The following is an 11368-nucleotide window of genomic DNA, read 5'->3' on the forward strand; positions in this document are numbered from 1 at the left end:
TCGCCCGCTTCGGCGTCGCGGGCGTGGCCGAGCCGTGCGCGCAGCTCGCGGCGCCGCACGGCCGGCTGCTGGGCCCCAAATCCATCCGGGACGGCGTGACGGTCGCACTCGCCGGCCCGCTTTGAACCCTTTGTTTCGCTTTCTTTCGACAGGACGAATCCGATGAAAACCGACGCCGAATCCCATCAACGGATGACCGAACGCCGCCGTGCGGGCCACGAGAAGAAGCAGGCCGCCGCCGTCAACGAGAAGGGCCTGCTGATCGTCAATACCGGCAACGGCAAGGGCAAGAGCACGGCCGCGTTCGGCATGGCCGTGCGCGTGCTCGGCCACGGCATGCGGCTCGGTGTCGTGCAGTTCATCAAGGGCGCGCTGCACACGTCCGAGCGCGACTTCCTCGGCGCGGTGGCCGAATGCGATTTCGTGACGATGGGCGACGGCTATACGTGGAACACGCAGAACCGCGACGCCGACATCGCGACCGCGCGCAAGGGCTGGGACGAGGCGCGCCGGATGATCGAGAGCGGCGATTACCAGATGGTGATCCTCGACGAGCTGAACACGGTGCTGAAGTACGAATACCTGCCGCTCGACGAAGTGCTCGCGACGCTCGCCGCGCGTCCCGATTCGGTGCACGTCGTCGTGACCGGGCGGCATGCGCCCGACGCGCTGATCGATGCGGCCGACCTCGTCACCGAAATGCGGCTCGTCAAGCATCCGTACAAGGAGCAAGGCGTGAAGGCGCAGCGCGGCGTGGAGTTCTGAGCATGCCCGCCTGCCCCGCGCTGTTCGTCAGTGCGCCCGCGTCGGGCCAGGGCAAGACGTCGGTGACGGCTGGCCTGGCGCGGCTGCACCGCCGGCTCGGCCGCCGCGTGCGCGTGTTCAAGACCGGGCCGGATTTTCTCGATCCGATGCTGCTCGAACGCGCGAGCGGCGCGCCCGTGCATGCGCTCGACCTCGGGATGGTCGGCGAGGCCGGCTGCCGCGCGCTGCTGGCCGACGCCGCGCGCGAGGCGGACCTGGTCCTGATCGAAGGCGTGATGGGCTTGTTCGACGGTACGCCGAGCAGCGCCGACCTCGCGGCCGCGTTCGGCGTGCCGGTCGTCGCGGTGATTTCCGCAAAGTCGATGGCGCAGACGTTCGCGGCGATCGCGTTCGGGCTCGCGCGGTTCCGGCCGGGGCTGCCGTTTCACGGCGTGCTGGCGAATCGCGTCGGCTCGGCCCGGCACGCGGAACTGCTGCGACAGGCGATGCCCGACGACCTGCGCTGGCTCGGGCACGTGCCGGCCGATGCGGGCATCGCGCTGCCGGAGCGGCATCTCGGCCTGCACCAGCCGAACGACATCGGCGATCTCGACGCGCGGCTCGATCGCGCGGCCGATGTGCTCGCACTGACGGCGCTTGCCGAGTTGCCGCCGGCCGTTGCGTTCGCGGAACCGGATGCAACAGCGCCGCTACCGCGTGCGCTCGCCGGCAAGCGGATCGCGGTGGCGCGCGATGTGGCTTTTTCGTTCATTTATCCGGCGAATCTCGCGTTGCTCGACACGCTCGGCGCGCAGGTGCGATTCTTTTCGCCGCTCGCCGACGAACCCGTGCCGGACGACTGCGACGCACTGTTCCTGCCGGGCGGCTATCCGGAATTGCATGCGGCGGCACTCGCCGCGAATGCCGCGACCGCGCGGTCGATTCGCGCGTACGCGGCGGCCGGCCGGCCGATCGTCGCGGAATGCGGGGGGATGGTGTATCTGTGTGAATCGCTGACCGACGTGGACGGCGTGACGACGCCGATGCTTGGGCTGTTGCCGGGTCAGGCGACGATGCAGCGCCGGTTCGCGGCGCTCGGCATGCAGCAGGTCGACACGCGCAGCGGGACGATGCGGGGGCATACGTTCCACTATTCGCGGCTCGCGACGCCAATGGAACCGGTCGCGCATGCCGTACGCCCCGACGGCGCATCGGGCAGCGGCGAAGCCGTCTATTGTCGCGATGCGATCATCGCGACGTACATGCACATGTACTGGCCGTCGAATCCGGATGCGGTGACGGCGTTGTTCAGCGGGGAAGCGTTCTAGACTCGGGATCGCTCAAGTCATGCCGGAATTGCATGCCCCGTCGCCACGATCACGTGCCTGTTTTGTGCGACTACAAATGTTGTTCGATGTCCATGCGTTGATGCAGGACCCGAATCACATCGATCGTGTATTCCGTTTCGCGATAGAACACGACGTGGGACCCCACTGCGTACCGGAAATATCCATCGCGAACAAGGCACGTCCGACCGGCCTTTTCACCGCGCGCCAGCGCTTCCATTGTTCCGATCAGATCGCGGTGGTAAAGGTCGGCTTGCTTGAGCGACCCACGCCCGACGGTATAGCGCCAAATGTCTTCGAGATCGAGTTCGGCCAACGGTGTGAGCTGAAGCGGTCTGCCTTTAACCGCCATGCGTCGGCCGCATCCGGGCCAGGAAGGCCTCGTTGTCGAATGGTTGGGGTGTTCCCGATGCCTCACCAGCCTTCAACGCTTCCTGCAATGCGCGCACCTGCGTTTCATGTGATTCGAGAAGTCGCAAACCAGCTCGTACGACATCGCTCGCGGAACTGTATCGTCCCGAGTGAATTTGAGCGTCGACGAATTCGGCAAAGTGGTCGCCCAGGGAAACGGATGTGTTTCGCGACATGAGTCACCTCCTGTTTCAATGCGGCCTTCATATACCAAAGTTTGGTACTTCAGGCGCTCAGCCGCTGCGGAGACCTTGTTGATTCCGAGCCTCGCGGTGTATGCGTCGTTTCCTCCGTCAAACCAGGAACGACTCCGCCAGCTTCACCCAGTACGACGCACCGGTGGGCAGCGCCGCGTCGTTGAAGTCGTAGCCGGGGTTGTGCACCATGCAGCCGCCCTCCCCGTCGCCGTTACCGATGATCAGGTAGCAGCCCGGCCGCTTCTCGAGCAGGAACGCGAAATCCTCGCTGCCGGTGAGCGGCACCATCTCGTCGATCAGGTTCGCATCGCCCACCCATTCGCGGGCGACGTTGCGCGCGAACGCGGTCATTTCCGCATCGTTGACGAGCACCGGGTAGCGGCGCTGGTAGTCGATCGTCACGGTCGCGCCGAACACGGCCGCCTGCGCATGCACGACTTCCTTGATGCGCGTCTCGAGCAGGTCGCGCACCTCCGGCTTCAGCGCACGCACCGACAGGCGCATCTGCGCGCGATCGGGAATCACGTTCGGCGCCTCGCCCGCGTGGATCGCGCCGACCGTGACGATCGCCATGTCGAGCGGCGACACGTTGCGCGACACGATCGTCTGCAGCGCGATGACGATCTGCGCGCAGACGACCACCGAATCGACCGCCTTGTGCGGCACCGCGCCGTGGCCGCCCCGGCCCTGCACGTCGACGATCACCGTATCCGACGACGCCATGAACGCCCCCGGCAGGAAGCCGAACTTGCCCGTCGGGAAGCCGGGCATGTTGTGCATCGCGAAGATCGCGTCGCACGGGAACAGCTCGAACAGCCCTTCGTCCAGCATCTTCTTCGCGCCGCCGAGCCCTTCCTCGGCCGGCTGGAAAATCAGGTTCAGCGTGCCGGAGAAACGGCGCTCGCGCGCAAGATGCTTCGCGGCCGCGAGCAGCATCGCCGTGTGGCCGTCGTGGCCGCACGCATGCATCTTGCCGGCGATCCTGCTCTCGTACGGCAGGCCCGTGGCCTCGTGGATCGGCAGTGCGTCCATGTCGGCGCGCAGGCCGAGACGCTGCGCGCCGTCGCCGACCTTCAACTGCGCGACGACGCCCGTGCCGCCCAGCCCGCGATGCACCGTGTAGCCCCACGACTGCAGTTGCTCCGCGACGAGGTCGCTCGTCGCGAATTCCTCGAAGCCGAGCTCGGGGTGAGCGTGGATGCGGTGCCGGATCTCGATCATTTCGTCGGCGAGGCCTGCGGGAATCACGCTGTGCGTCACGGTGTCGTCTCCTGTCCTGTGGGGAATATGCAGGCAAGGATAGTGGGTTCGACGACAACCGGGCAGACGGAAAGTCGTCGTGGTAGCAACTGATAGTTGCCGCTGGTTCAACGCTCGGCGGGACGAGCCTGAACCGATTTTCGGAACGATTGACACAGGTTCGCGGGGTTGGCCGAACCGTGTGTCCGTCTTCGATTTCCGGCCCCCGGAGAGTGCGGCAAGCCGATGGAAGAAGGTGGGAATTTTATTTAAATCAATGACTTGAGTTCGTCTTGTTCACTTTTCAGCCGTGTGCGTTTTCTGTGTACGCCGGCTGAAAAGTGAACAAGTCCCGACACGGGCACATCTTGACCCGACCGCGTTCAGGCCGCCCAGTCTTCGAGTGACAACCCGGCGACCCGGCCGAACTCGCGGCTGTTGTGCGTGACGAGCACGGCACCGGCCGCGATCGCATGGCCGGCGATCGACGCGTCGTTCGCGCCGATCGGCGTGCCGCGCGCGGCAAGATCGGCACGAATCGCGGCGGTTGCATCGACGGCCGCCGTATCCCACGACAGCACGCCATCCAGCCGCGCAACAAAGGCCGTCACGAGTTCCGCATGCTTCGGCGATGCCTTCCGGCCAACCGCGCCGAACCGCATTTCGGCATAGGTAATCGCCGAGACGACGATCCGGTGCTGCGCATTGACGCACGATTGCAAGCGAGACAGCACCACGGGCGGCCGCTCGCGCATGATGAACGAACAGATGTTCGTATCGAGCATGTAGAGCGTGGTCACTGGCCGGACTCCGTCGGCGCGGCGCTACCACCGGACAGGTCGAAGCGGCCGGATTCGATGACGGCCGGGCGTTCGGCGAGGAAGTCGGCGTCGGCCAGCGGTTCGCTCACGAACGAGAGCCACGTGGGCCGCACGGGCCGCAGCAGCAGCGTGTCGCCCTCGCGGCGGATCTCGAGTTCGGTCACGCCCTCGAACTCCATGTCCTTCGGGATGCGGATTGCCTGGTTACGGGCGTTCTTGAAAATGGAAACGGTGCGCATGAGCCACTCCATGGGAGTACGATGCGTCCATTTTAGGCATATGCCAGCATATGTCAATGTGGGAGCGTGCAAACCGGATGTCGCGCCCCATGTTGTCGCGGATGTTTTTGCCATGTCGCGGGCCTGTCGTCGATGAGGAGAGCGATCCATTCTTCACGACGCAGGCCGCGCGGTCCATATCCCGGACGGCCGATGCCCGCGAGCCACGGCGCCGCGCGCCACCTCGCGCCACCTCGCGCCGCACCGCGCCGCACCGCGCCCCCGCGCCGTCACGGCAACCGGAAAGTGTCGAAGAATGTATCGCGCTCGATCACGGTGAGCGCCGCGCGCTTGTGCGGGAAGTCGAACTCCTTCAGCGTGTAGAACCCCAGCCGGTGCATGTACGCGATGTGCCGCACGTGATCGACGCGCGGCTCGCCCACGAGCCGCTGCGTGCGCGGTTCGTCGACGAACATGTAGTGCAGCACCCCGCTCCACCAGGCATGCAGCTTGCCGGCGCTCTGGAAGCGCGAATCGCCGATCAGCAGGTGCAGCCCGCGGTCGTAGTCGTGCGCGTCGTAGAACGGCGCGAGACGGTCCTCCTTCGCCCAGTAGAACTCGAAATAGCCGAACGGCGTGTCGTCGAAATAGCCGATCATCGGGTGCATGTGCGGATCGGCGAGCCGCTCGGCGAGATACGCCGCGTGCTCGTCGCGCGTGCCGCGCTGGTCCCAGAAATGCGCGACGCGATCGAGGTTCATCCAGCCGCTGAACAGGTCCGCGTGCGCGTCGACGTCGACGGTGCGCAGGCTGAACGTCATCCCGACCTGCGGCATATAGCGTGCATAGATCTCGCCGGCCGGCGACGGCGGCCGCACCGGGTGCCGGTGGCCGTTCGTGATCACATGGCGCAGCGGCATCCCGCCCGATGCGGGCGCCTTCAGCCACGGCCGCGGGTTCTGCCAGAACGTCGCACGCGATACGGTGAAGCGCAGCGCGTCGCCGGCGACCTGCGCGCCGTCGATCACGCCCTCGCGCACCGCGCGCGCGACGTACGCCGCCACGGCTGCCGCGTCGGCGCCACCGAGCGGCACCGTGATCGTCGCCGCGTCGTGGCGCGTGTCGGTGTTGAACAGCGCGACGAACGCCGCGAGCAGTTCGTCCGGCGAGTCGTCGGGCCGCCACGCGTCGAGCGTGTGCTCGGCGACTGCCATCGCCTGCCCGTGTGCGGCGCCGTCGAGCGCGGCGGCCACTTCACCTTCGACGGTGTCCGCGGCGCCGGCCGGTTTCGTCAACGTGTCTTGCATCACAGTGCTCCCGCGTCATGGCGGTCGGCGAGGACGTGCAGCCCCCGCTCGAGTGCCGGAAACAGGCTGCGCTGGAAGTTGTTCCAGCGCAGTTCGAGAATCGTGTCGTCCGGCGCGATCGGCGTGTCGAGCACGTCGCAGATCACCTCGCCGGAATCGATGCCGTTGTCGACGTAGTGAAACGACGCGCCCGTCATCATCACGGGCGCGACGGCCGAGGTCGTGCCGTTCGACCAGTCGACCCGTTCGCCGCGCGCGCCGTGCAGCGCGTCGAGCGTCGCCCACGCGCCGCGCCGCTGGAACGGCGAGCCGTCGGCCGTGATGCCCGGGTGGATGTTGGCGATGCGCCGGTGAAAGCGCGCGCCGGGCCGCACGAGCTCGTCGAGGATCACGAGCAGCCCGTCGAGCACGACGACGTCGGCGTCGAGTTCGAGCAGGCGCTCGAGCAGGCGGCGCTCGAACGCCTGTTTGCCGGCCACGCGCTCGCGCGCGTCGCGCGGCAACCGCCGGTACGTCGACGCAATCGTGCAGAACAGTTCGTCGACCGGCCGGCCCTGCACCGCCAACCCTTCCGGCAGGATCCACGGACGGCCCGGCGTGCGGGCGAAGCCGTAGTCGGCGACTTTCGCGCGGTCGGCCGGCGAACCGTCGTCGTCGTCGACGATCACGCCCTTGAGCGTGTAACGCTCGCCGAGCGACGAGTCGTTCAGGCGTTCGACGAGATATTCGAGCGGCGCCTTCATGTAGCGCGTACCGCCCTGATAAGCGACCGGCTGCCCGGCACGATCGGCCGCGCCGTTGCGCAGCGACTGGATGTAGACGAGATTTTTCTTCGGCATGGATGCGTCGTGGAAAAGCGGACGAAGGCGCCGAGGCCCACCCGCGCCGGCCACGAAGGCCGGCCGGCGGGCCGCGGCGCGCGACGTCACCAGTTGTATTTCGCGGTCGCGATCACGGTACGGTCGGTGCCGAACACGCAGACGTTCATCGACTGGCAGCCGCTGATGTAGTGACGGTTGGCCAGGTTCGTTCCGTTCACGGCGAAGCGCCAGTTACGCGTGTCGTAGTGCACGCCCGCGTCGAACAGCGTGACGCTCGATACCGTCAGCGAGTTGTCGGCCGCACCGGCCGATGCGCTCTGGTAACGAATGCCGCCGCCGAGGCCGAAGCCCGCGAGCGGCCCCGTGTGCCACGTCCAGTCGGTCCACAGCGACGCCATCTGGCGCGGACGCGGAATGTCGACCGGCCAGTTGTTCAGCGAGCTGTCGTTGGCCTTCACGTTCTTCACGTCCTGATACACGTACGAGGCAATCACCGACAGGTTGCGCGTAACCTTGCCGGTCGCGCTCAGCTCGATTCCTCGCGAACGCACCTCGCCCGTCTGCACCGACTTCGTGCCGGTCGGGTCCTGGCTCGGCAGCGCGGTCGTGAGCACGTTGGTCTGGTTGATCTGGTAGATCGCCGCGTTCAGCATCAGGTTCTTGCCGGGCGGCTGCCAGCGCAGGCCGGCTTCGATCTGCTTGCCGCGGGTCGGCTGCGGCAGCCCGCCGCCGACCAGGTTCACGCCTATCAGCGGATTGAACGACGTCGCGTAGCTGACGTACGGCGACAGCCCGTAGTCACCCTGGTACGTGAGGCCGACGCGGCCGGTGAACGCCGTGACGTCCGCCTTCGTCGACGTGCCGGCCGCCCGGTCGTCCATCCGCATGTTGACCCAGTCCTCGCGGCCGCCGAGCGTCAGCGTCCAGCGGTTCCACTTGATCTGGTCCTGCGCGTACAGGCCGAACGTGTTCATCGTCGTGTACGTGTTGGTGCGGAACGTCGAGTCGGGCGTGAACACCGCCTTCGTGACAGGCAGGTAGACCGGGTTGTAGATGTTCAGCGGCGGCGCGGCGGCAAGCCATTCGCTGTCGGTCGCGGTCTGGCGGTTGTACTGGAAGCCGAGCAGCAGCGTGTGCTGGAGCGGGCCCGTCGCGAAGCGGCCTTCGAGGTTGTTGTCGATGTCGAAGCGGCTGTAGTTCATCTGGAACACACCGGCCCAGCGCGACACGTCGGTCGTGCTGCCGTCGACGAAGCCGTTGCCGAATACCGAACCGTTGTCGAGCGACAGGTGCATCAGGCGCGTGTTCTGGCGGAACGTCCACACCGGTGTCAGGTTCCGCTCGAACTGATAGCCGACCGACCACTGCTTCTTGCGGTAGTAGTTGAAGTTCGGATCGCCTTCGTACACGTCCTTGTTGATCTGCCCGTTCGGGTTCGGCAGCACCGTACCCTGCGCGGGCAGGAAGTTCGACGAGATGTCGCCCCAGTCCTGCAGATAGGTGGCCGACAGCGTCAGCGACGTATCCGCGTTCGGGCGCCAGCGGAACGACGGCGCGAGCGCGACGCGCTGGTCGTTGTTCGGGCCGGTCAGCGCGTTGCCGTCGCGTGCGACGCCGACGAAGCGGTACGCGTATTTACCGTCCGGATCGAACTTGTCGCCGACGTCGATCATGAACTGCTTGCGCGCGTAGTTGCCGATCTGCACGCCGGCCTCGCGCACGCGCTCGCCGTCGGCGAGCTTGGTCTGCACGTCGACGATCGCACCCGGGTCGCCCGCGCCGTACAGCACCGACGTCGGCCCGCGCAGCACGCTGATGCTGTCGATCATGTACGGATCGACGCGCCAGCTCGCGAGGTTGATCGTGTTCGGCACCTGCAGCCCGTTCACGTACGCGGTCGGCGTGAAGCCGCGCAGCGCCGCGTACCAGTCGGAACGGTTGTCCGAGCCGTACGACGAGAAGCCCGGCACGTAGCGCAGGGCCGCGTTCACGTCGGTCGCGCCGGTCATCTCGATCTGCTGCGCGGTGACGACGTTGATCGTCTGCGGGATCTCGTTGATCGACGTACTGGTCTTCGTGCCGGTGCGGCTGCGCTTCGCGACGAGCCCGACCGTGCCGTCTCCTTCCGAGCCCGCGTTGACGTTGATCGTCGGCAGCGTGCCGGTCGACGCACTCGCCGCCGCACCGTTCTGCGCACTGCCGGCCGACGCCGCTGCGCCTGCGTTCACGGCCGGCGCCGTCTGGGCATGTGCGTGCCCTGCCGCCACACCGAACGCCACGCTCGCCGCGGCTGCGATCGCACGCAAACGCGTGCCTGATGCCCACTCCATCTTTCTCTGCTCCACTTTTTTCATGCGGTCTCCGACCGCGCCTTTGTCAAAGAGCGAATGCCATCCGGCTCGCGCTCGCCCCGTTTTCCTGTCGTTTTTCCTGTGTTGCCCGGGCCGCGCCTTCTTCATGGGCGGGCGTGATCCCGTCTTCGAGCGACGCGCAGATTTCGTCCGCGCGGCGCGCCAGTACCGACAGCAGCGTGTCGGACAGGCCGTGGCTGTCTTCGCAGCAGCCTTGCAGGTAGATGCGCGGCGCGAAGTGCTCGGGCGTCGCGAGCAGGTAGTCGCGCGTGACGTCTCCCCGTGAGAGCGCATCGCCCAGGTGCGGCGCGAGCCCTTCGAGCAGCGCCGAATGCGTGTCGCGGCGGTAGCCGGTGGCCAGTACGAGCGCGTCGAAGCGCTCGACGCGCGTGTCGCCGCTCATCCGGTCGCGCAGCGTCAGCTCGATGCGGCCGTCGGCGGTGCGCAGCGCGGCCTCGATCGCGCTGTTCGCGAGCAGCGCGTGACGCGGCGTGCCGTCGATGCGCTGCAGGTACAGCATTTCGTAGATCTGTTCGATCAGCGGCCGGTCGACCACCGCGTAGTTCGTGTCGCGATAGCGCTCGAGCAGCGCGCGGCGCGCGTCGTGCGGCTGTGCATAGACGACATCGGTGAACTCGGGGCTGAAGATCTCGTTGACGAACGGGCTGTCGTCCGCCGGCTTCAGGGCGCCGGCGCGCATCACGAGGCTCGCGTCGACGTGCGGGAAGCGGCGCGCGAGATCGATGAACACCTCGGCCGCGCTCTGCCCCGCGCCGATCACGGCGACGCGGCGGCGCTCGCCGTCCGGCGACGCGACGAGCCGGTCGATGTCGGTCAGGTACGACGACGAGTGGATCACGCGGTCGCGGCCGAGTGCGGCGAACGCGTCCGGCACCGCCGGCGTGCCGCCGACGCCGACCGACAGCGCGCGCGTGACGCGCTGGCGCTCGTGGCCGGCCGCGTCGCGCGACAGCACGCGCAGCGCGTCGATCCTCGCGCCGTCGCCGTGCACCGGCTCGATCGCGAGGACGGTCTCGCTGTAATGGACGCGATCGTCGAACGCCTCGGCCACCCAGCTCAGGTAGTCGTGGAATTCGACGCGGGTCGGATAGAAGTTCTTCAGGTTGACGAATTCGTTCAGCCGGCCGCGTTCGAACAGGTAGTTGATGAACGTGTAGCGGCTTTTCGGATCGCGCATCGTGACGAGATCCTTCAGAAACGAGATCTGCATCCGGCAGTCGTCGAGCAGCATGCCGCGATGCCAGCCGAATTCAGGCTGGCGCTCGACGAAACAATGGGTGAGCGGGCGCGCCGCGCGCCGTTCCTCGAGGCGGATGGCCAGCGCCAGATTCGACGGCCCGAAGCCGACGCCGATCAGGTCGAATACGGTTTCTCTCTGCATGTCTCAGCTCCCTTGTCGGTGAATCCGGCGCGTCAGACGTGACGGCCGGAGAAGAACGTCTCGCGCAGCGTGCGCATCCACAGCGGCTGCGCGTCGGCCAGCACGAGACGGCGCTGCCGCGCGAAGCCGTGCCGCGCGAGATGGTCGGCAACCCGCGCGTGGCCGGCCGGAACGGCACAGCCGACCACTTCGGTACGCGGGTCGTCGAGAAACAGGTAATGAACGACGGACGGCAGCCAGCCCGCCACGCAATGCGGGCCGCGCCAGCGCGACTCGCCGACCAGCATCCGCAGCCCGCGGTCGTAGTCGCGCGCCGCGACGTGCGGCGCGAGCGCGTCTTCCTTCAGCCAGTACGCCTCGACATACGCGAACGGTTCGCCGTCGAAGCAGCCGACGAGCGGCATCACGTGCGGATCGGTGTCGGGCGCGGCGCCTTGCGTGCCGTCCGCACCGGGCGGCGTGCCCGGCCAGCCGTCGCGCACGCGCGGCTCGTCGAACCAGCGCGCGAGTC

Annotated in this window: 13 protein-coding genes; 3 read left to right on the forward strand and 10 right to left on the reverse strand. The window is 67.3% G+C overall.

Translation table 11 applies throughout. The annotated features are described in order from the left end of the window. From F3J15_RS35475 to F3J15_RS35485, 3 genes are all read left to right on the forward strand, one after another. A partial coding sequence (locus F3J15_RS35475; RefSeq protein WP_205191127.1) for a cobalamin biosynthesis protein occupies positions 1-125 on the forward strand: 125 nt, incomplete at its 5' end. A 37-nt stretch (positions 126-162) separates the two neighbouring features. Beyond that, positions 163-765 carry a cob(I)yrinic acid a,c-diamide adenosyltransferase gene (gene cobO / locus F3J15_RS35480; RefSeq protein ID WP_166897162.1) on the forward strand — a complete coding sequence of 201 codons (603 nt, stop codon included), beginning with the start codon at positions 163-165 and terminating at the stop codon, positions 763-765. 2 nt (positions 766-767) lie between these two features. Continuing rightward, complete coding sequence (locus tag F3J15_RS35485) at positions 768-2072, forward strand: cobyrinate a,c-diamide synthase (protein ID WP_166897165.1); 1305 nt, start codon at positions 768-770, stop codon at positions 2070-2072. A gap of 70 nt (positions 2073-2142) precedes the next feature. On the opposite strand, the gene F3J15_RS35490 is transcribed toward F3J15_RS35485, so the two are convergent. From F3J15_RS35490 to F3J15_RS35535, 10 genes are all read right to left on the reverse strand, one after another. Beyond that, the gene (locus tag F3J15_RS35490; protein WP_166897168.1) at positions 2143-2442 is read right to left on the reverse strand and encodes a type II toxin-antitoxin system RelE/ParE family toxin; all 300 of its coding nucleotides are present in this window, start codon (positions 2440-2442) and stop codon (positions 2143-2145) included. Next, positions 2432-2677, reverse strand: a complete 246-nt coding sequence (locus tag F3J15_RS35495; RefSeq protein ID WP_166897171.1) for a type II toxin-antitoxin system ParD family antitoxin — start codon at positions 2675-2677, stop codon at positions 2432-2434. Before F3J15_RS35495 ends, F3J15_RS35490 begins: the two co-directional genes overlap by 11 nt. A gap of 117 nt (positions 2678-2794) precedes the next feature. Then, positions 2795-3958, reverse strand: coding sequence for a M20 aminoacylase family protein (locus F3J15_RS35500; protein ID WP_166897174.1), 1164 nt, complete (start codon positions 3956-3958; stop codon positions 2795-2797). A gap of 362 nt (positions 3959-4320) precedes the next feature. Further along, positions 4321-4737: a PIN domain-containing protein gene (locus F3J15_RS35505; protein ID WP_083265877.1), complete on the reverse strand. Its 417-nt coding sequence runs from the start codon at positions 4735-4737 to the stop codon at positions 4321-4323. Continuing rightward, entirely contained in the window at positions 4734-4997 is a 264-nt protein-coding gene (gene vapB / locus F3J15_RS35510) for a type II toxin-antitoxin system VapB family antitoxin (RefSeq protein ID WP_166897177.1), read from the reverse strand. The genes F3J15_RS35505 and vapB overlap by 4 nt, the downstream gene beginning before the upstream one ends. A gap of 269 nt (positions 4998-5266) precedes the next feature. Then, complete coding sequence (locus tag F3J15_RS35515) at positions 5267-6283, reverse strand: GNAT family N-acetyltransferase (RefSeq protein WP_166897180.1); 1017 nt, start codon at positions 6281-6283, stop codon at positions 5267-5269. Further along, positions 6283-7122, reverse strand: coding sequence for a formyltransferase family protein (locus tag F3J15_RS35520; RefSeq protein WP_089445607.1), 840 nt, complete (start codon positions 7120-7122; stop codon positions 6283-6285). The genes F3J15_RS35515 and F3J15_RS35520 overlap by 1 nt, the downstream gene beginning before the upstream one ends. A gap of 86 nt (positions 7123-7208) precedes the next feature. After that, a complete protein-coding gene (locus F3J15_RS35525) occupies positions 7209-9458 on the reverse strand; it encodes a TonB-dependent siderophore receptor (RefSeq protein WP_166897183.1) in 2250 nt (749 codons plus the stop codon). A 22-nt stretch (positions 9459-9480) separates the two neighbouring features. Beyond that, positions 9481-10857 carry a lysine N(6)-hydroxylase/L-ornithine N(5)-oxygenase family protein gene (locus F3J15_RS35530; protein ID WP_166897185.1) on the reverse strand — a complete coding sequence of 459 codons (1377 nt, stop codon included), beginning with the start codon at positions 10855-10857 and terminating at the stop codon, positions 9481-9483. A gap of 32 nt (positions 10858-10889) precedes the next feature. Further along, positions 10890-11368: GNAT family N-acetyltransferase (locus F3J15_RS35535; RefSeq protein ID WP_166897188.1), on the reverse strand; the 479-nt coding region annotated here is incomplete at its 5' end.

The organism is Burkholderia sp. Ap-955 (assembly GCF_011753045.1).
Classification (GTDB): Bacteria; Pseudomonadota; Gammaproteobacteria; order Burkholderiales; family Burkholderiaceae; genus Burkholderia; species Burkholderia lata_D.